This window comes from Pseudomonas khorasanensis (assembly GCF_014268505.2).
GTDB lineage: Bacteria > Pseudomonadota > Gammaproteobacteria > Pseudomonadales > Pseudomonadaceae > Aquipseudomonas > Aquipseudomonas khorasanensis.
Genome location: NZ_JABWQP020000010.1, coordinates 175,449 through 194,051, shown reverse-complemented (window position 1 = coordinate 194,051; position 18,603 = coordinate 175,449). Strand labels below are relative to the sequence as shown.

At 62.0% G+C, this 18,603-nt stretch carries 16 protein-coding genes; 14 read left to right on the top strand and 2 right to left on the bottom strand.

What is annotated here, in order from left to right:
• Positions 1-12 precede the first annotated feature (12 nt).
• From HU727_RS19860 to HU727_RS19840, 5 genes are all read left to right on the top strand, one after another.
• Positions 13-930: a LysR family transcriptional regulator gene (locus HU727_RS19860; RefSeq protein WP_186534008.1), complete on the top strand. Its 918-nt coding sequence runs from the start codon at positions 13-15 to the stop codon at positions 928-930.
• A 223-nt stretch (positions 931-1,153) separates the two neighbouring features.
• Positions 1,154-2,692 carry an MFS transporter gene (locus HU727_RS19855; RefSeq protein WP_186534007.1) on the top strand — a complete coding sequence of 513 codons (1,539 nt, stop codon included), beginning with the start codon at positions 1,154-1,156 and terminating at the stop codon, positions 2,690-2,692.
• Positions 2,693-2,717: 25 nt separating this feature from the next.
• Positions 2,718-3,788 carry an HlyD family secretion protein gene (locus tag HU727_RS19850; protein WP_186534006.1) on the top strand — a complete coding sequence of 357 codons (1,071 nt, stop codon included), beginning with the start codon at positions 2,718-2,720 and terminating at the stop codon, positions 3,786-3,788.
• A complete protein-coding gene (locus tag HU727_RS19845) occupies positions 3,785-5,353 on the top strand; it encodes an efflux transporter outer membrane subunit (protein WP_186534005.1) in 1,569 nt (522 codons plus the stop codon). Before HU727_RS19850 ends, HU727_RS19845 begins: the two co-directional genes overlap by 4 nt.
• Positions 5,354-5,432: 79 nt before the next feature.
• On the top strand, positions 5,433-5,678 hold the full coding sequence (locus tag HU727_RS19840) for a DUF2789 domain-containing protein (RefSeq protein ID WP_186534004.1): 246 nt from the start codon (positions 5,433-5,435) through the stop codon (positions 5,676-5,678).
• Here the strand turns inward: HU727_RS19840 and HU727_RS19835 are convergent, their stop codons facing one another.
• A complete protein-coding gene (locus HU727_RS19835; protein WP_186534003.1) occupies positions 5,679-5,960 on the bottom strand; it encodes a type II toxin-antitoxin system RelE/ParE family toxin in 282 nt (93 codons plus the stop codon).
• On the bottom strand, positions 5,957-6,235 hold the full coding sequence (locus HU727_RS19830; RefSeq protein ID WP_186534002.1) for an antitoxin of toxin-antitoxin stability system: 279 nt from the start codon (positions 6,233-6,235) through the stop codon (positions 5,957-5,959). Before HU727_RS19830 ends, HU727_RS19835 begins: the two co-directional genes overlap by 4 nt.
• A gap of 194 nt (positions 6,236-6,429) precedes the next feature.
• Here HU727_RS19830 and HU727_RS19825 point away from each other — a divergent pair, with 194 nt between their 5' ends.
• The 9 genes from HU727_RS19825 to pgaB all read left to right on the top strand — a co-directional run bounded on the left by HU727_RS19825 (position 6,430) and on the right by pgaB (position 18,602).
• Complete coding sequence (locus tag HU727_RS19825; protein ID WP_186534001.1) at positions 6,430-6,858, top strand: MarR family winged helix-turn-helix transcriptional regulator; 429 nt, start codon at positions 6,430-6,432, stop codon at positions 6,856-6,858.
• On the top strand, positions 6,855-8,918 hold the full coding sequence (locus tag HU727_RS19820; protein WP_186534000.1) for an FUSC family protein: 2,064 nt from the start codon (positions 6,855-6,857) through the stop codon (positions 8,916-8,918). The genes HU727_RS19825 and HU727_RS19820 overlap by 4 nt, the downstream gene beginning before the upstream one ends.
• Positions 8,915-9,124, top strand: a complete 210-nt coding sequence (locus tag HU727_RS19815) for a DUF1656 domain-containing protein (RefSeq protein WP_027611129.1) — start codon at positions 8,915-8,917, stop codon at positions 9,122-9,124. The genes HU727_RS19820 and HU727_RS19815 overlap by 4 nt, the downstream gene beginning before the upstream one ends.
• Positions 9,121-10,008, top strand: a complete 888-nt coding sequence (locus HU727_RS19810) for an efflux RND transporter periplasmic adaptor subunit (RefSeq protein WP_186533999.1) — start codon at positions 9,121-9,123, stop codon at positions 10,006-10,008. Before HU727_RS19815 ends, HU727_RS19810 begins: the two co-directional genes overlap by 4 nt.
• Complete coding sequence (locus tag HU727_RS19805; RefSeq protein WP_186533998.1) at positions 10,005-11,447, top strand: efflux transporter outer membrane subunit; 1,443 nt, start codon at positions 10,005-10,007, stop codon at positions 11,445-11,447. Before HU727_RS19810 ends, HU727_RS19805 begins: the two co-directional genes overlap by 4 nt.
• A gap of 93 nt (positions 11,448-11,540) precedes the next feature.
• The gene (locus HU727_RS19800; RefSeq protein WP_186533997.1) at positions 11,541-12,176 is read left to right on the top strand and encodes an NADH:ubiquinone oxidoreductase subunit N; all 636 of its coding nucleotides are present in this window, start codon (positions 11,541-11,543) and stop codon (positions 12,174-12,176) included.
• A 191-nt stretch (positions 12,177-12,367) separates the two neighbouring features.
• A complete protein-coding gene (locus tag HU727_RS19795; protein ID WP_186533996.1) occupies positions 12,368-13,873 on the top strand; it encodes a YdgA family protein in 1,506 nt (501 codons plus the stop codon).
• A gap of 238 nt (positions 13,874-14,111) precedes the next feature.
• On the top strand, positions 14,112-16,592 hold the full coding sequence (gene pgaA / locus HU727_RS19790; RefSeq protein WP_186533995.1) for a poly-beta-1,6 N-acetyl-D-glucosamine export porin PgaA: 2,481 nt from the start codon (positions 14,112-14,114) through the stop codon (positions 16,590-16,592).
• 12 nt (positions 16,593-16,604) lie between these two features.
• On the top strand, positions 16,605-18,602 hold the full coding sequence (gene pgaB, locus HU727_RS19785; RefSeq protein WP_186533994.1) for a poly-beta-1,6-N-acetyl-D-glucosamine N-deacetylase PgaB: 1,998 nt from the start codon (positions 16,605-16,607) through the stop codon (positions 18,600-18,602).
• Position 18,603 lies beyond the last annotated feature (1 nt).

Sequence of the window (18,603 nt, the reverse complement as noted above, 5' to 3'; positions counted from 1 at the left end):
AGAGTGCTCAGCATGCAACTCCCGGACATGAACCTTCTGGTCGCCCTCGACGCTTTGCTCGACGAGGGCAGCGTGGTCGGCGCCGCGCGGCGAATGAACCTCAGCCCGGCCGCCATGAGTCGCACATTGACCCGAATCCGCGAAGCCATTGGCGATCCGATTCTGGTGCGCGCCGGGCGTGGCCTGGTGCCGACGCCCAAAGCCCTTGAGCTGCGCGAACAAGTGCGCGATGTAGTCGAGCAGGCGGCGCTGCTGTTCCGCTCCGCCGACACCGTGGAACTGGGCACCTTGCGGCGGCGTTTCAGCATTCGCGCCAATGACTTTTTCGTCGGTGTCTACGGCGGCAAGCTGTTCGATACCCTCGACCAGCTCGCCCCGCACTGCGAGCTGCGGTTTGTTCCGGAGGGCGATGGCGACGACGAGGCGCTGCGCGAAGGGCGCATCGACCTGAGCGTCAGCAATACCCGGCCGGTGACTCCGGAAGTGAAAATCCAGAACCTGTTCTCTACCCATTTCGTCGGCCTGGTGCGCGAGGACCACCCATTGCTTGACGGTGAAATCACGGCCGAGCGTTACGCCGGGTTCTCCCACATCAGCATGTCGCGCCGAGGCATTGCCCGAGGTCCCATCGACACCGCGCTCAATGCATTGGGGCTGGAGCGCCGAGTGGCGGTGATCGCGCCGAGCTTTCATGCGGCAATGTTTGCCTTGCCGGACTCCGACCTGATCCTGCCCGTGCCCAAGGAAGCGCTGCTGAGCGTGCGGCGACTGGGCCTGAAGCTGCGTTCATTCGATCTGCCGATTCCGCTGCCCATGCTGATGCTCACGCAGGCTTGGCATCCGCGCTTCGACAAGGACCCGGCCCACCGCTGGTTGCGCGAAACGCTCAAGACTTGCTGCGATGAAACGTGGTTGGCGGCACAGCCATAAATCGTCAGACATCAGAGATTTCCTGTGGGAGCGAGCCTGCTCGCGAAGGCGTCGGGCCAGTCACTTCAGTGGCGACTGTTCCACCGCTTTCGCGAGCAGGCTCGCTCCCACATCAGTATCAACCGTTGTGTCTGACGCATTTATAACCTGCCAACAAGTCAATTTTCGTCAGCATTACGCCCCACTAAAATGCTCCGGTATTTCCCTTCCCGGAGTTTCACTCATGACATCCCTGACGGTCTCGGCGCCCCTTGCCGCGGCCAGCCCGGCATCGGCGGCCGCGCCACCGGTATTCGGGGCGCGGATCATCATTGGTCTGGTTGGCGTGCTGTTGGCAGTGCTGGTCAGCGGCCTCAACGAAATGGTCACCAAAGTCGCGCTGGCCGACATTCGCGGCGCTTTGCACATCGGTTATGACGAAGGCACCTGGCTGGTCGCCAGTTACACCGCCACTTCGGTTGCGGCCATGGCTTTCGCGCCGTGGTGCTCAGTGACCTTCTCGCTGCGCCGCTTCACGCTGTGCGCGATCAGCGTGTTCACCTTGCTCGGCGTGCTATGCCCGTTTGCGCCGAACTACGAAAGCCTGCTGCTGATGCGCACCCTTCAAGGTCTGGCCGGCGGGGCATTACCACCGATGCTGATGACCGTCGCACTGCGCTTTCTGCCGGCCAATATCAAGCTCTACGGACTGGCCGGCTATGCGCTGACCGCGACATTCGGCCCGGGGCTCGGCACGCCGCTGGCGGGGCTGTGGACTGAATACGTCGGCTGGCAGTGGACGTTCTGGCAAATCATCGTGCCGTGCCTGATCGCCATGGCTGCGGTGGCGTACGGTTTGCCGCAGGACCCGTTGCGTCTGGAGCGCCTCAAATCGTTCAACTGGAAGGGGTTGCTGCTGGGCTTTCCGGCGATCTGCATGCTGGTTATCGGCCTGTTGCAGGGCAATCGACTGGACTGGTTCGAATCGAATCTGATCTGTGCCTTGCTCGGCGCCGGCTCGCTGCTGCTGGTGGCCTTTCTGATCAATGAGTGGTCGCAGCCGATTCCGTTCTTCAAGTTGCAGATGCTTGGCATCCGCAATCTGTTGTTTGCGCTGATTACGCTTGCCGGTGTGCTGATCGTGCTGCTGGCGGTGGTGCTGATCCCGTCGAGTTATCTGGCCCAGGTTCAAGGTTACCGTCCGGCCCAGACGGCGCCGATCATGCTGATTGCCGCGTTGCCGCAGTTGGTTGCGCTGCCATTGGTGGCAGCGCTGTGCAACTTGCGCTGGGTCGATTGCCGCTGGGTGCTCGGCATTGGTCTGGGCATGCTCGCGCTGTCCTGCCTGGGCGGTTCGCATCTGACGTCGGCGTGGATTCGTGATGATTTCTACGTTCTGCAATGGCTGCAGATTTTCGGCCAGCCGATGGCGGTGTTGCCGCTGCTGATGCTGTCGACTGGCAGTATCACACCGATGGAGGGGCCGTTCGCGTCGGCGTGGTTCAACACGGTCAAGGGCCTGGCGGCAGTGGTTGCCACCGGTGTGATCGAGGCGCTGACCACCTCGCGCCTGCATTTCCATTCGACCATGTTGGTCGACAACCTCGGCAATTCGCCGCTGGCCGACCACAGCGATCCGGGCCTCGCTCACCGTCTGCACGAGCAGGCCGTGGTGCTGACTTCGTCCGATCTCTACGTGTGCATGGCCGGCGTCGCCGTGGCGTTGATCCTGCTGATTTTCTGGCTGCCGACGCGGATCTATCCGCCGCGCGCGCCCACCTGATGCTGCATTGAAACAGAAGGTTTTTATGACGACTCAAACCAAGCAAAAACTCGCGGTGGCTGTGGCCGCCGCACTGGCGGTCGGTGTGCTGGTGTACCTGGCGATGCCCGGGCTGTTCGGCAAACGCACCGAGCAAACCACCAATGACGCCTTCGTCTCGGCCGACTTCACCCTGGTCGTGCCGCGTGTGGCGGGCTTCATCAAGCAGGTGCTGGTCGAAGACAACCAGCAGGTAAAGGCCGGGCAGTTGCTGGCGCTGATCGATGATCGTGATCTGCGCGCGGCAGCCGAAGCGGCGGATGCGCAGACGCTGGTGGCACGGGCGCAGCTGCAGAACGCCAACGCGACCCTGGAGCGGCAGGCGTCGTTGATCGCCCAGGCGCAAGCCTCGGTGGTCTCGGCCAAGGCTCAGATGGCTTTCGCCCAGCAGGAATTGAACCGCTACAACCACCTCGCCGGCGTCGGCGCCGGCACGGTGCAGAACGCGCAGCAAGCGCGCACCCGCATCGATCAGGCGTCTGCCCGGCTCGACACTGCAACAGCGAAACTGGCGGCCGAACGCAAGCAGGTCGAGATTCTTGCCGCCCAGCGCAACGCTGCCGAAGGCAATTTGAAGCACGCCCAAGCGGCGCTGGAAATCGCCAGTTTCAACCTGTCCTACACGCGCATCACCGCGCCGCAGGACGGCATGATCGGTGAGCGAGCGGTGCGCGTCGGTGCCTACGTGACGCCGGGCAGCAAACTGCTGGCGGTAGTGCCCTTGCAGCAGGCTTATGTGGTCGCCAACTTTCAGGAAACCCAATTGACCGACGTGCAGCCGGGGCAGGATGTGCAAGTGCGTGTCGACAGCCTCGGCGGCGAAGCCTTGAGCGGGCGTGTCGAAAGTATTGCGCCGGCAACGGGCGTGACCTTCGCGGCGGTGAAACCGGACAACGCGACGGGGAACTTCACCAAGGTCGTACAGCGCATTCCGGTGAAAGTTGTTTTGGCGCCGGGCCAGTCATTGGCCGAGCGGCTGCGGGTGGGGATGTCGGTTGAGGCGAGTATTGATACGGCGAGTCCCGCGGCCTCCGGGCGCGAGGTGACGCAACGATGATCAGTGTTGAATCGGCTGCCGCCTTCGCGAGCAGGCTCGCTCCCACAAGGGTAACGCATTCCAGAATGTGGGAGCGAGCCTGCTCGCGAAAGCGCCAGTGGCAGCAACTCACCTTCAGTGCCTTGTTCACAATGAGTCTCACCGCCTGCACCATCGGCCCCGACTTCCAGAAACCTCAAGCCACGCGACCCGCCGACTGGGCCAAGCCGAGCCAATCCGCCCCGAGCAAAGCCGTCAGCGAGCCCCTGAACGAGCGCTGGTGGGAAGTCTTCAACGACCCACAGCTTTCGGCGCTCACCCAGCGCGCACTGAACAGCAATCTCGACCTGCAACTGGCCAGCAGCCGCCTGCAGCAAAGCCGCGCTGCCCGTCAGGTGATCACCGCCGAGCGTTATCCGAACAGCGCCGCCACCGGCAGCTACGCACGCAAGCGCAACAGTGGCGAGGGCCTGAACGACCCGTCCGGACACAACGGGGACTCCGCTTTCAACCTCTGGGGCGCCGGCTTCTCGGCCTCGTGGGAACTGGACTTCTGGGGCCGCGTGCGCCGTGAAACCGAAGCCGCTGATGCCAGTCTCGAAGTGGCGGAAAACGATCGTCGCGGTGTGCTGCTGACCGTGCTCGCCGACACCGCGCAAAGCTACATTCAGCTGCGCGGGGTGCAGAACACCCGCGCCGTCACCGAGCAGAACCTCGACGTCGCCCGGCACAGCCTGAAACTGTCGCAGCTGCGCCTGGCCGATGGCGTGGCGACCGACCTGGACGTCGCCGAAGCCGCCGCGCAGGTCGCCGCCATCGAGGCACGCCTTCCAGCCCTTGAACAGCGTCAGGCGCAACTGATCAATGCGATCAGCCTGTTGATGGGCGAACCGCCACAGGCCTTGGCCAGGGAGTTATCCACAGACGCGGCGGTGCCGCAATCGCCCCTGAAAGTCGCCATTGGCTTGCCATCGCAACTGGCCGAGCGCCGTCCGGACATCCGCCAGGCTGAAGCGCGTTTGCATGCTGCCACCGCCACTATCGGCGTGGCCAAGGGTGATTTTTACCCGCGCATCACGTTGTCCGGCAACCTCGGTTCGCAGGCGATGCAACTCAGCGATTTCGGTTCCTGGGGCTCGCGTGCTTTTGGCATCGGCCCGCAGTTCAGCGTGCCGCTGTTCGACGGTGGACGCTTGCGCGGGATGCTGCAATTGCGCGAAGCCCAGCAACAGGAAGCGGCCATTGCTTATCAACAAACCGTGCTGCGGGCCTGGCATGAAATTGATGACCAACTGACTGCCTACAACGCCAGCCAACGCCGTCGCGACAGCCTTGCCGAAGCCGTCCGCCAGAACCAGATCGCCCTGCGCACCGCGCAGCAGCAATACGTGGAAGGCGTGGTCGATTTCGTCAACGTTCTCACCGTCCAGAGCGCCTTGCTCGCCACGCAGGAACAATGGGTGGAAAGCTCGACTGGCGTTTCCCTGGCGATGGTCGGTTTATACAAAGCGTTGGGCGGCGGATGGGAGTCGGTCTATCCAGCGGCGCAACTGGCCGCAGTGTCGCGGGACGCCGCGAAATCCTGAACCGACAGCGACAGCTATGATCAACTTAACTGGGTCAATCGGCGTAACGTAAGAGCACGAATTCCAGAGGAGTTGCATCATGGAAAATCCGCAGCACAGCCTACCGGCCCTGTTCAAACAACTCGGCCTCGCCGACGACCCGGTCAGCATCGACCAATTCATCGCCAGCCATTCCCCGCTCAAACCGGAATTGCATCTGGCCGACGCGTTTTTCTGGACGAAAAGCCAGGCGCAGTTTCTGCGCGACGAGATTCTGGAGGACGCGGACTGGGCGGAAGTCGTGGATCAGTTGAATGTGATGTTGCGCAAGGGGCGGGTGGGGTGATCACTTTGGCTGAGGCCAGGCCCGCGCCGTATGAACCAGCGCCATGATCCAGACTGCGTCCCGCTCCGTTTGATAAACGAGACGGTAACTGGGATGGGGTATGACTTCGCGCGTACCGGCAACGAGTCCGGCACGGCCACTCAGTGGGTTGTCGGAAAGGCGGTGCACCGCTTCATTGAAGCGCAGATCCATCTCGATGGCCGCTCTCGGGTTGGCGGCCTGCAAATAATTCCAAATGTCTGCACGATCCTGTGCGGCGGCTGGCGTCCATATAATCCTCATAATTGATCTTCTGCCCGCCTGCGCCTGGCAGCGAACTCGGCTTCCACCTCTTCATTAGTCATGCCATCGCCCGCGCGTACGAACTCCCGCGCGATCTCTACCTTGCGCTGCAGGAAGGCTTCGTATTCGCGCGCCTCTCGTTGGCTTTGAACAAACTGACGCATCATGTCGCGCATGATTTGCGAAGCCGGCCGATGTGCAGCCTCGGCTTCGGCCATGAATTCTTCGCGCAACTCTGGCTCCAGCTTCATGGTAAAAACGGCTTGTTTTGACATTTCACGCTCCAGTAAAAAGTACTGATGACGTGTATACCTTGGCAGTACAAAATTGTGAACCGCCCGTACAGATGGGCGACCAGCGGCACAATTTGTTTCAAAACTTGACTGAAAATCCCCCGCGATGCGATATTGATAGTTAGCAAACTAACAGTGTCCGTTTTCCCGTGCCCGATTCCCTCGACAGTCTCCAGATGAACATCAGCAGTGCCATGGTGGTTGCCGCCCGGCATTGGCGGAAAATCTGCCAGACCACGCTGGTCAACTATGGAATTTCCGAAGCCTGCGCCGTTCCATTGTTAATGATCGGGCGTCTGGGCGAGGGCGTGCGCCAGGTGCAAGTGGCGCAGGCGGCCGGGATGGAGAGTCCGTCGCTGGTTCGCCTGCTCGATCAGCTGTGCCATGCCGGTTACGTCTGTCGTACGGAAGACGCTCAGGATCGCCGGGCCAAGTGCCTGAGCCTGACCGAGACCGGCCGTGAGTTGGTGCAAGCGGTGGAAGCCGAGCTGGTGCGCTTGCGCCTCGAGGTGCTGGAAGGCGTCGAGCGCAGTGATCTGGAAGCAACGCTTCGGGTACTCAGGGCTTTTGAGGCGGCCAGGTCGCCGGTGGTGGTCAGTTCTTGAACGTTTTTTTCGCAGGCTTCCCGCCGGCCCGTGACTGGTTCTACGGGGTTCGTACCTTTGCAGCGTCGATGATTGCGCTGCACATCGCCTTGCTCATGCAAATGCCGCGTCCGTATTGGGCGATGGCCACGGTGTACATCGTCTCCAGTCCGTTTCTCGGCCCGACCAGTTCCAAGGCTCTGTACCGGGCGGCGGGCACTTTTCTGGGGGCTGCGGCAGCGGTGCTGTTCGTGCCGATGTTTGTGCAGAGCCCTTATGTGCTCGTCGTGGTCATTGCGTTGTGGACCGGCATTTTACTGTTCATGTCCTTGCATTTGCGCACCGCCAACAGCTACGCCTTGATGCTCGCCGGTTATACCTTGCCGCTGATTGCCTTGCCGGTCGTCGATAATCCGCTGGCGGTGTGGGACGTGGCGGAGGCGCGCACCGAAGAGATTTTCCTCGGCATCGCCGTCGCCGCCGTGGTTGGCGCGATGTTCTGGCCGCGACGCCTGGCGCCGGTGTTCAACGATGCCGTGGGCAAGTGGTTCACCGACGCGACGAGCTACAGCCTGAAGTTTCTCGGCCGCGACGTGCAGCCTGAAGAAGTCACCGCGCTGCGCATGGCCATGGTCGCCAGTTTCAACAGTCTCGAATTGATGATCGGCCAGCTGCCTCATGAGGGCGCGCGGCCGCAAACCGTGCGCAACACCAAGGAACTGCGCGGGCGGATGATTCATTTGTTGCCGGTGATCGATGCGCTTGAAGATTCGCTGTATGCCCTTGAGCGCCGCACGCCGGAACTGGTGGAAAAATTCCAGCCGCTGCTGACAGCGACCCGCGAATGGTTGAGCCATGCAGACGCCGATCTAGATCGCTGGCAAGCACTCAGAGAACAGCTCGACGCGCTGCAACCGAGCGCTGAAGCGCTGGAGGATCGCAAGCAGCTGCTGTTCTCCAACGCGATTTACCGCCTCGGTGAATTCATCGATTTGTGGCAGGACTGCCGCAGCCTGCAGGATGCGATTCTGTGCGAGCGCCAGGACAGCTGGCGCGCGGTCTATCGCCATTGGCGCCTCGGTCGTTTGACGCCGTTCATTGATCGCGGGCTGATGCTCTATTCGGTGGCCTCGACCATTCTGGCGATCATCGTCGCTTCGGTGCTATGGATCCTGCTCGGGTGGCCGGATGGCGGCAGCGCGGTGATTCTGGCGGCGGTGGCGTGCAGCTTCTTTGCATCGATGGACGATCCGGCGCCGCAGATTTACCGGTTCTTTTTCTGGACCGGCATGTCGGTACTGTTCGCCAGCCTGTATCTGTTTTTAATCCTGCCCAACCTGCATGATTTTCCGATGCTGGTACTGGCGTTTTCCGTGCCGTTCATTTGCATCGGCACGCTGACGGTCCAGCCGCGTTTTTACCTCGGCATGCTGCTGACGCTGGTCAACACTTCGTCGTTCATCAGCATTCAGGGCGCGTACGATGCGGATTTTTTCGCGTTCGTAAACTCCAACCTCGCCGGGCCGCTGGGGCTGTTGTTCGCCTTTATCTGGACACTGGTCGCGCGCCCGTTCGGTGCCGAGCTGGCGGCCAAGCGCCTGACCCGATTCAGCTGGAAAGACATCGTCAGCATGACCGAGCCGGCCAACCTCGCCGAGCATCGGCAGTTGGGCGTGCAGCTGCTCGATCGGCTGATGCAGCATCTGCCGCGTCTGGCCTTGACCGGCCAGGACACTGGCATCGCAATGCGTGAAGTGCGCGTCGGTCTGAACCTGCTGGACTTGCTCGCCTACACCCCGCGCGTCACTGGCGCGCCGAATGCGTTGTTGCAGCAAGTGGTGGCCGAGGTTGGCGAGTATTTTCGCGCCTGCCTCAAATCAGGCGAACGTCTGCCCGCACCGAGCGGATTGCTGATGACACTGGATCGCACCCGCCGAGCGCTGAATGGCCAGGGCGACGATGAGACCCGTCTGCACCTGTTGCACGCCTTGAGCGGTTTGCGTCTGGCGCTGCTGCCCGGCGTCGAATTCGTCTCCAGCGCCGAGCCCGAAGAACCGCTGCCCGATGGAGCGCCCCTATGATCGGTGATCTGGATATCAGCGGCATTTTCCTGCCGACCCTGCTGGTGTTGATGGGCATTACCTATGTGTTGTTTTTGCTGGTGCATGGCGTGCTGACGCGCCTGCACTTTTACCGTCTGGTCTGGCACCGGGCATTGTTCAACGTGGCGCTCTATGCCGTGCTGCTGTACGGCGTGGACTCACTCAGTCGATACCTGATGACATGAAAAAACCGTTTTTGACCCTGGGTCGCGTGGTGCTGACCCTGCTGATCGTGACGTTTGCCGTTGTCCTAGTCTGGCGCATGGTCATGTATTACATGTTCGCGCCCTGGACCCGCGACGGCCATATCCGCGCCGATATCATCCAGATCGCCCCGGACGTGTCCGGACTGATCCAGCAGGTCGAAGTAAAGGACAACCAACTGATCAAGCGCGGTCAGGTGTTGTTCAGCATCGATCAGGACCGCTTTAAACTGGCCCTGCGTCAAGCAAAGGCCGCCGTCGCGGACCGCGAAGAAACCCTCGCTCAGGCGCAGCGCGAAGCCAAGCGTAATCGAGGTTTGGGCAATCTGGTGCCGGCCGAGCAGCTGGAAGAGAGCCAGTCGCGCGTAGCCCGTGCGCAATCGGCATTGGCCGAAGCGCGGGTGGCGGTGGACAGTGCGCAGCTCAACCTCGACCGCTCGGTGATCCGCAGCCCGGTCGACGGTTACGTCAACGACCGCGCGCCGCGCCCGCAGGAATTCGTCACGGCGGGGCGCCCGGTGTTGTCAGTGGTCGACAGCAATTCGTTTCACATCGATGGCTATTTCGAAGAAACCAAGCTCGACGGCATTCATGTCGGGCAATCAGTGGATATCCGCGTGATCGGCGACCGCGCGAAACTGCGCGGACATGTCGAGAGCATCGTCGCCGGTATCGAAGACCGCGACCGCACCAGCGGCAGCAATCTGCTGCCCAACGTCAACCCAGCATTCAGCTGGGTGCGGCTGGCGCAGCGGATTCCGGTGCGCATCGCTTTTGATGACGTACCGGCAGACTTCCGCATGATTGCCGGGCGCACCGCCACCGTGTCGATCATCGACGACCAGCCGCAGGAGCCCCAGCCATGAGCAGGGCGTTGTTGATCGTCGGTTTGGGCGTGATGCTGTCGGCTTGTCAGATGGTCGGGCCGGATTATCAAGTGCCCGATGATGCGGCGGTGCAGCGCAAAGATATTCAGGGTGAGCTGGCAGTGGCCGGCAAACCGGTGGTGTCGGCGCCAGTGCCTGCGCACTGGTGGCGGCTGTATCAAGATCCACGGCTTGATCAACTGGTGCAGCAGGCCATGGCCTCCAATACCGATCTGCGCGTGGCGGCGGCAAATCTGTCACGCGCTCGCGCTCAGGTTGACGAAGCCGAAGCCGCCGGCGGCTGGAGCGGCGGGGTAAAAATGGGGGCTCAACGTCTACAGGAATCCGGTCAGGCGTTCTTGCTGCCGGAGAAAGTCCCGGTGTCCAACGTTGCCGATATCGGCATCAGCGCTTCGTATCAGTTCGACCTGTGGGGCACGTTGCAACGCGGCATCGAAGCGGCGAAAGCCAATGCCGACGCGACCCAGGCGGCTGCCGACACCGCGCGCATCACCCTGGTGGCGGACGTGGTCCGCGCGTACACGCAAGTGTGTGCCGCCAACGAAGAACGGGAAATCGCCCAGCATTCCCTCGACTTGCAATCGCAAAGCACGACGCTGATCCAGCGTCTGCGCGACGCAGGACGAGGTGATGAAACCCAGGTCACCCGTTCACAGACCCAATTCAAGTCCTTGCGCGCCGACCTGCCGCGTTATGAAGCTGCGCGTCAGGCCGGGCTGTTCCGTCTGTCGATGCTGCTGGCCAAACCGGTCGATCAATTGCCGGCGGGCACGGCCAGTTGCGCCGAACTGCCGAAAATCGCTCAATTGGTCCCGGTGGGTGATGGCGCCGCGCTGCTCAAGCGCCGTCCGGATATTCGCCAGGCCGAACGGCGCCTCGCGGCGGCCACCGCCGGTATCGGTGTCGCCACCGGCGAGTTGTACCCCGACATCAGCATCGGTGCGACCATCGGCACCGTCGGGATCGCCGACGAACTCGGTGACCCCTCGACGAATCGTTGGGGCTTTGGCCCGTCGCTGAGCTGGAAGGTGCCGACCAACGGCGCACGCGCGCGCATTCGCGAAGCTGAAGCCAACACTCAGGGTGCGCTGGCGCATTTCGACGGTGTAGTGCTCAACGCCATTCGCGAGACCCAGACCGGCCTGGCGCAGTACAGCGCGTTGCTGCAACGCCGCGACGCACTGGCCGAGGCCGAGCAGTCGGCGAAGCTCGCGGCCGAGCAGACCCACCGCTTCTTCCAGGCTGGCCGCGAGTCCTTCCTCGCCGATCTGCAGGCGACGCGCACCTACACCGATGTCACCGCACAACTGGCCGCCGCCAACACCCAGGTTGCGATGAGCCAGATCGATTTGTTCCTCGCGCTGGGCGGTGGCTGGGAAAGCGGACGAACGCACACTTCAGACGCCAACAAACCCTGAGCCCGTTGCTATGCTTTGAAGTGTTGGAGGGGCGCCCCGTGCAAAGCGTCCCTTCAGCGCACATTGCAAGTGCTGGTTCAGGGGAAACCAATAATGAAAAACCCTTACGCTCTCGGTTTTTGGTGCGTCCTGGTAGCGCTGGTGTTGCTCTCGGCCACGTATTTCTACGGGATCATGCTGGCCCATGAGATCGACACCGCGATGATTTTCCTCGACAGCGCCGTTGCGCTGATCGCGGTCATGGCGATCGTCGTGGTTGCGTGGACGTCGATCCAGGTGCAGCGGGTCAAGAAACGCCAGCTGGAGCGGGGCAAGATGCTGGTCCTGATCTGGGATACCAAGGTCGCCCTGCGCCGGGTAGAAACCGTGTTCGATCGCTATTTCTGGGGCAGTTACTGGCAGCCTGGGCGGACGTTTGCCGAAGTCATGGGCGAACTCACCGGCACACCGCTGGAGAAGAGCCTCGAAGCGCTGAAGAAACAATGCCTGGAACTCGACAAGCAGATTGCCGATGAAGGTTGGCACTGGCTGAACAACGCCCGGGAACTGTCCGACGTCGCCACGGCCATGGCCCGTGAACGCTATCAGCTGGATTTCTGCGATGTGCGGGCGGACACGACCGGCGGAGCGGTGATCGATCGGGACTTTGAAGTGCTCGTTTATACCTGGACGGCGCGGCTCAAAAGCTTTGATCATCAGCTGGATGAGGTTGAGGTCCAGTATTCCTGAGATCAAAGGATCGGACGATCTTTTCGCGCTCTCAACGGTCCATGGACACTCTTTAACCTTTAAACATTGGGCCGTCGCCTGCGCCCGGTGCTAATCTCCACCGCTGAATTACGCACAGTCGAGCCGCGACCCCATCTCGGGTTCAAGGAAGACGTCCCCATTTACAGCCACGGAAATCGATCAGGTCATTCATGAATAAATCAGCAGGCGTGCTTCTCGGGATTGTTGTTGCCATCGGCGCCATCAGCGCAGGCGGGGCCTGGTACACCGGGACCAAGATCGAAGGCGTACTGAACAACGCCGTCACCAACGCCAACAAAGAGCTGCAGACTGCCATGGCCGGCTCCAACGGTACGGCGTCGCTGGAACTGGTATCGCTGGAACGCCACACCTTCACCAGCACCGCGCATTATCGCCTGAAGGGCGAAGGCGAGATGTTCGGCGATGCGCCGGTCGAGTTGCTGTTCGTCGACCACATCGAACACGGCCCGCTGCCCTTCTCGCGCCTGGTTTCGCTGAAATGGTTGCCCGTCATGGCCACCAGTAACTACGAGCTGGAAAAGAGCCCGTCCACGGAAAAATGGTTTGCCGCCACCAAAGGCGCCGCGCCGCTCAAAGGCGTGACCAACATTGGCTACGACGAATCGACCACCAGCACCCTTAATCTGGTGCCGTTCGAAACCGCGCTGGATGAGCAGTCAAGCCTGAAGTTCTCAGGGCTGAGCATGGACATCGCCGCCAGCGCCCAGGCTCAGAAGGTCAAGGCCGACGGTTATGTGGACAACCTCAAACTGGTCACCGTTTCTGAAGACCAGGCGCCTGTGCAAGTCGAGATCAACGGTCTGACCCTGGCCAGCAACCTCGCCAAGAGCAGCTACGGCTACTACACCGGGGAAAACACCCTGGAAGTGACCAGCAGCAAAACCACCTTCGGCGCCAAGCCGATGGTGCTGGGTGTGAAGAACTTCGAAATGAAGAATCGCACCGAAGAAAGCGGCAGCAACGCCTCGGGCCGTGCCGACTACAAAATCGGCGAAGTGACGCTCAACGACAAGAAGGTCGGTTCGGCGGCCATGGCCATGAGCCTGAAGAATCTCGACATTCCGTCGACCATGTCGTTGATGCAGATCTACCAGACCAAGTTGCAGCCTTACGAAAAAGCCGCCGCCGAAGCCGCCGCTCAGGGCTTGCCGGCCCCGGAGCTGAACCTGACCGAAGCAGAAAGCGCCCAGGTCAAAGCCGACCTGCAGAAACTGCTGGCCGCCGGCCCGCAACTGGCGCTGGAGAACCTCTCGTTCAACACTGCCAACGGTGAAAGCCGCGCCAATCTGGTGATCGACCTGACCAAGCCGCAATCGATGGATTTGCCGCCGGATCAACTCGGCAAGCAACTGATCGCGCTGCTCGACCTGAATATTCAGGTGTCCAAACCGATGCTGGTCGATTTGCTGAGCGTACAGGCGCAACTCGATGGCCAGACTGACGCCAAAGCCATCGTTGATCAGTCGAAGGAAGCGGCCGATATGTTCGCTGGCATGGCGGTCGGTTCGCAGTTGGCTGTTGCCGACGGCACCAACGTCGTCACCAAGCTGCATTACGCGGCCAATCAGGTGGACTTCAATGGCCAGAAAATGACCGTCGAACAGTTCATTGGCTTCCTGATGAGCAAGTTCGCCGGCGTCACCCAAGAACAATAATCCGCCCCACGCTTCAGCAACGCCCGGCCCCTGTTTGAACAGGCGCCGGGCGTTTTGCTGTCCGGGGTTTGCGCAATAACCCGACCGATTCTGAACAATTATTGCGTTGTGAAAATTCAACTACGCTTGCGTGCAGACTGCCTCACCAAGCTTGGCCGAGGGCTGTCATTGTCGGCCACCGTTACGAATGGGCAAGGAGGGCATCGCGACCCGGCTGGCCATGTAAGGATGCTGACGAATGCCGCGTATTGATGGTCCTGTATTACATCGTGGTTTGCGCCCTTTGTTCCGATTCGCCCTGTGCGGCCAGTTGCTCTGGCCGCTGATGGCGCTGGCCGACACGCCCTATGACGAGATGGTTCGCGATGCCCGCGCCGGGCATTACACGCCTGCGTTGACGGTGCTGCGTCAGTTACCGCCCGGCCAGGCCAGTGACGGGCAGATCAGCGATCATCTGCAAATCGCCAGTTGGGCCGGTTTTGATGCCGAAGTCGTCCAGATCTATGAAACCCAGGGCCGCGACCGCGTCCTGCCGGTTCAAGCGCTGACCGCCGCCGCCCGTGCCTACCGCAACCTCAAGCGCTGGGATCAGGCCACCCAGGTCTATAACAAGGCGCTGGCGCTGGAACCGGACAACGCCGACCTGCAATTGGGCCTGGCGCTGACCCAGGCCGATGCCGGCCAACCCGACCAGGCTGTGACCCGAGCCCAGGCGCTGGTGGCAGCCAAACCCGATGATCCGTCACGCCGCCTCGCCTTGGGTTACGCACTCGGGCGCGCCGGCAAACAGTACGACGCGCTCTTCGAATTCGATCAGGCTTTTATCCGCGCCGGCAACAAACCTGAAGTGGCTCGCGAATACGTAGTCGCCCTGCAAAAGGCGCGTCTGCCCGAGCCGGCGTTGCGCCTGGCGAGTCAACGCCCGGGGCTGATCGATCCGGTGACCCTGCGCCGCCTCGAAGGCGATCTCGCTGCCGAGCGCGTGCGCCTCGCCGAACTGGCCACCCGCAGCGAAAAGGAACGCTACGTCATCGCCGACCGCGCGCTGGCCGATTACGACAAACTGCTCGCCACCTGGACGCCCGACGCTAACGCCCACGACGACGTGACGCGCTGGCGCATCGATCGCATGGGCGCGCTGAAGGCCCGCGCGCGTACCACTGATGTCATCAGCGAGTACCAGAAACTGCAAGCCGAAGGCGTACAGACTCCGACTTATGCCCTGCGTTGGGTTGCGGCGTCTTATCTGGATCAGCGTGAGCCGGAAATCGCCACCGATCTTTATCGCCAGGTGCTCTCGGCGCCGGACGCCGATGTCGGTGATCGCCTTGTAGACACGACGGCGCTGTATTACTCGCTACTGGAAAGCGACCGCGCCGACGAGGCCCGCAAGGTTGCCGAAGACGCGGCGAAAGCCCAGCGTCCGCGCGTCGAGCTCAAGGGCTTGCCGATCGGCAACCCGAACGATGAATGGATGGATGCCCAGCAACTCGCGGCGCAGGCCGGTACGTACAGTGCCGACCTGCCCCACGGCGAGGAGCGCCTGCAGACCCTGGTCGATCAAGCGCCGGGCAACCTCGGCCTGCGTCTGGCCCAGGCCGATCTCTACCTGGCCCGTCAATGGCCGCGCCGCGCCGAAAATCAGCTCAAGGAAACCGAGAGCCTGGCGCCGCGCGATGCGGGTCTGGAAGTCGCTCAGGCGCGCACGGCGATGGAACTGCAGGAATGGCGGCAGAACGATGCGCTGGTCGACGACGTGGTCGCGCGCTATCCGGACAACCGCCAGGTGCAGCGTCTGGCCCGCGAGCGGGAAGTCCACGACATGGCCCAATTGCGCGTCGAAGCCTACGGCGGCAAGGCCAACGGTGGTGGCAGCGGCGATGCCGGTGCGGTCAGCGGCAGCCGTGATTTCGGTATCCAGAGCACCTTGTACAGCCCGCCGATCAACGAAGACTGGCGCGTGTTTGCCGGCGCTGGTTATGCCACCGGTGATTTCGCCGAAGGCACCGGCCATCATCGCTTCCAGCGTGTTGGCCTGGAGCGGCGCACCCGTGACATGACCCTCGAAGCCGAAGTGTCGAATCACGACTACGGCTTCGGCGACAAGCAGGGCGCGCGTCTGGCGATTGCCCGCGACATCAATGATCACTGGCAATACGGCGGCAGCCTCGAATACCTGTCCGCCGAAACGCCATTGCGCGCCCTCAACAGCGACATCAAGGCCAACGGCGGCAGCGCGTTCCTGCGCTGGCGCGCCAACGAGAGCCGCGAGTGGCGCGTGTCGGTCAGCCCGTCGCACTTCAGCGACGGCAACAACCGCGTCGAAGCCCTGGTGACCGGGCGCGAAGGGCTCTACAGCGCGCCGAACATTCAGGTCGACGCCGGTCTGGAAGTCGGCAGCAGCCACAACTCGAAATCCGATGACGTGCCGTATTTCAACCCCAAATCCGACTTCAGCGTGATGCCGCTGCTCAACATCAATCACGTGCTCTACCACCGCTACGAAACGTCCTGGAGCCAGCAATTCCAGGCCGGCGCGGGCACGTACAGCCAGCGCGACCACGGCACCGGCGGCATGGCGTTGCTCGGTTACGGTCAACGGTATGCCTGGAATGACGTGTTCGATGTGGGTGGCATGTTCAGTGTGATCAACCGGCCTTACGACGGTGATCGGGAAACTGATCTGCGCCTGCTCGTCGACCTCACTTTCCGCTTCTAGAAGAGTTTGAAGATGCCTTTTATCTCGCGTTTCATCCTTCTGCTGGGAGCGTTGCTGATCAGCGCCTGCGCCCAGCAAGCCCCGGCCTTCGCGCCGCCCTCCGAGCGCCCGATCGCGGCCAGTGAACAACCGTGGCCGAAAAACCATGTGCTTGGCATCGCCTATCACGACGTCGAAGACCGCGATCCCGATCAGGCAGTGGTGGCGGTGCGCACCGAACGCATGATCGAGCAGCTCGCCTGGCTGCGCGAGAACGGCTACAAACCCGTGACGGTCGACCAGATCATGGCCGCGCGCAAGGGCGGCCCGCAGTTGCCGGCGAAAGCGGTATTGCTCAGCTTCGATGACGGTTACGCAAGCTTCTATACCCGCGTGCTGCCGATATTGCGGGCCTACAACTGGCACGCCTTGCTGGCGCCGGTCGGCACCTGGATCGACACGCCGCTCAATCAGCCGGTGGATTTTGCCGGCACGCCGCGCAAGCGTTCGGACTTCCTGACCTGGGAGCAGGTGCGCGAGATTTCCAAATCCGGGCTGGTTGAAATCGCCGCCCACACCGACGCCAACCACAAAGGCATCCTCGCCAACCCTCAGGGCAACCTGCAGCCGGCCGCCGCAACCCGGCGTTATGACCCGGTCACCAAACGCTACGAATCCGAAGCCGATTTCCAGGCGCGCATTCGTACCGATGTGAAGAACATTTCCGAAAAAATCCGCAAGGCCACGGGTTACAAACCGCGCGTCTGGGTATGGCCGTACGGGGCCGCGGACGGCACGTCGTTGACTGTGGTCGGCGAGGAGGGCTATGAAATGGCTCTGACGCTGGACGACGGTCTCGACACCCTCGATAACCTGATGAGCGGGCCGCGCTTCCTGGTCGCCTCCGATCCTGACGGTGAACATTTCGCCAATAGCATCGTTTCGGTGCAGGCCGAATCGGCGATGCGCGTGGTGCATGTCGATCTGGACAATGTCTACGACCCGGACCCGGCGCAGCAGGACATCAATCTCGGCAAACTGGTGCAGCGCATGGCCGACCTGGGTGCCAACACGGTGTTCCTGCAAGCCTTCGCCGATCCCAAAGGTGATGGGCTGGTGCATTCGCTGTACTTCCCCAACCGCCACTTGCCGGTGCGCGCCGACCTCTTCGACCGCGTCGCCTGGCAACTGCGTACCCGCGCCCATGTGAAGGTGTACGCGTGGATGCCAGTGCTGAGCTTTGAACTGGATTCGAAGCTGCCGCGCGTGACCCGCTGGGACCCTGAAACCGGCACCACGTCGGTCGAACCGAGCCAGTACAAACGCCTGTCGCCGTTCGACCCCGAAGTACGCCGGATCATCGGTGAAATCTACGAAGACGTAGCACGCCTCACCTCGGTCGATGGCATCCTTTACCACGACGACGCGGTGCTCTCGGACTTTGAAGACGCCACACCTCAAGCCTTGAAGGCCTACGCCGCCCAGGGTTTACCGGGGTCTATTGCTGCGCTGCGCAACGATCCCGCCACGATGCAACGCTGGACGCGCTTCAAGAGCCGTTACCTGATCGACTTCACCAACGAACTGACCGCCAAGGTCCGTGCCATTCGCGGCCCGCAGGTGCTGACGGCACGCAACATCTTCGCCGAGCCGATGCTCAATCCCGACAGCGAAGCGTGGTTTGCGCAGAACCTCGACGACTTCCTCGCCACCTACGACTGGACGGCGCCGATGGCCATGCCGTTGATGGAGAAAAAGACCCAGGCGCAGTCCGGCCCATGGCTGGAAGCGCTCGTGGCCACCGTCAAGAAACGGCCCGGTGCGCTTAACCGCACGGTGTTCGAATTGCAGGCGCGGGACTGGAACAAGAAGGATCAGGCCGACATCGATGCCGCGCATCTGGCGGACTGGATGGGACGGTTGAAACGTCAGGGCGCAACCAGTTTCGGCTATTACCCGGACAACTTCCTGGACAACCTGCCGGACCTGAAAACCATAAGGCCTGCACTCTCCAACAAATGGAATCCATAAC

What these genes read in the sequence shown, in the direction of transcription:
- HU727_RS19835 (WP_186534003.1), bottom strand. Translation starts at nt 5,960, where the DNA reads ATGAGGATTATATGGACGCCAGCCGCCGCACAGGATCGTGCAGACATT.
- HU727_RS19815 (WP_027611129.1), top strand. Translation starts at nt 8,915, where the DNA reads ATGATCGGTGATCTGGATATCAGCGGCATTTTCCTGCCGACCCTGCTG.
- HU727_RS19850 (WP_186534006.1), top strand. Translation starts at nt 2,718, where the DNA reads ATGACGACTCAAACCAAGCAAAAACTCGCGGTGGCTGTGGCCGCCGCA.
- HU727_RS19810 (WP_186533999.1), top strand. Translation starts at nt 9,121, where the DNA reads ATGAAAAAACCGTTTTTGACCCTGGGTCGCGTGGTGCTGACCCTGCTG.
- pgaA (WP_186533995.1), top strand. Translation starts at nt 14,112, where the DNA reads ATGCCGCGTATTGATGGTCCTGTATTACATCGTGGTTTGCGCCCTTTG.
- HU727_RS19860 (WP_186534008.1), top strand. Translation starts at nt 13, where the DNA reads ATGCAACTCCCGGACATGAACCTTCTGGTCGCCCTCGACGCTTTGCTC.
- HU727_RS19825 (WP_186534001.1), top strand. Translation starts at nt 6,430, where the DNA reads ATGAACATCAGCAGTGCCATGGTGGTTGCCGCCCGGCATTGGCGGAAA.
- HU727_RS19855 (WP_186534007.1), top strand. Translation starts at nt 1,154, where the DNA reads ATGACATCCCTGACGGTCTCGGCGCCCCTTGCCGCGGCCAGCCCGGCA.
- HU727_RS19805 (WP_186533998.1), top strand. Translation starts at nt 10,005, where the DNA reads ATGAGCAGGGCGTTGTTGATCGTCGGTTTGGGCGTGATGCTGTCGGCT.
- HU727_RS19800 (WP_186533997.1), top strand. Translation starts at nt 11,541, where the DNA reads ATGAAAAACCCTTACGCTCTCGGTTTTTGGTGCGTCCTGGTAGCGCTG.
- HU727_RS19830 (WP_186534002.1), bottom strand. Translation starts at nt 6,235, where the DNA reads ATGTCAAAACAAGCCGTTTTTACCATGAAGCTGGAGCCAGAGTTGCGC.
- HU727_RS19795 (WP_186533996.1), top strand. Translation starts at nt 12,368, where the DNA reads ATGAATAAATCAGCAGGCGTGCTTCTCGGGATTGTTGTTGCCATCGGC.
- pgaB (WP_186533994.1), top strand. Translation starts at nt 16,605, where the DNA reads ATGCCTTTTATCTCGCGTTTCATCCTTCTGCTGGGAGCGTTGCTGATC.
- HU727_RS19840 (WP_186534004.1), top strand. Translation starts at nt 5,433, where the DNA reads ATGGAAAATCCGCAGCACAGCCTACCGGCCCTGTTCAAACAACTCGGC.
- HU727_RS19845 (WP_186534005.1), top strand. Translation starts at nt 3,785, where the DNA reads ATGATCAGTGTTGAATCGGCTGCCGCCTTCGCGAGCAGGCTCGCTCCC.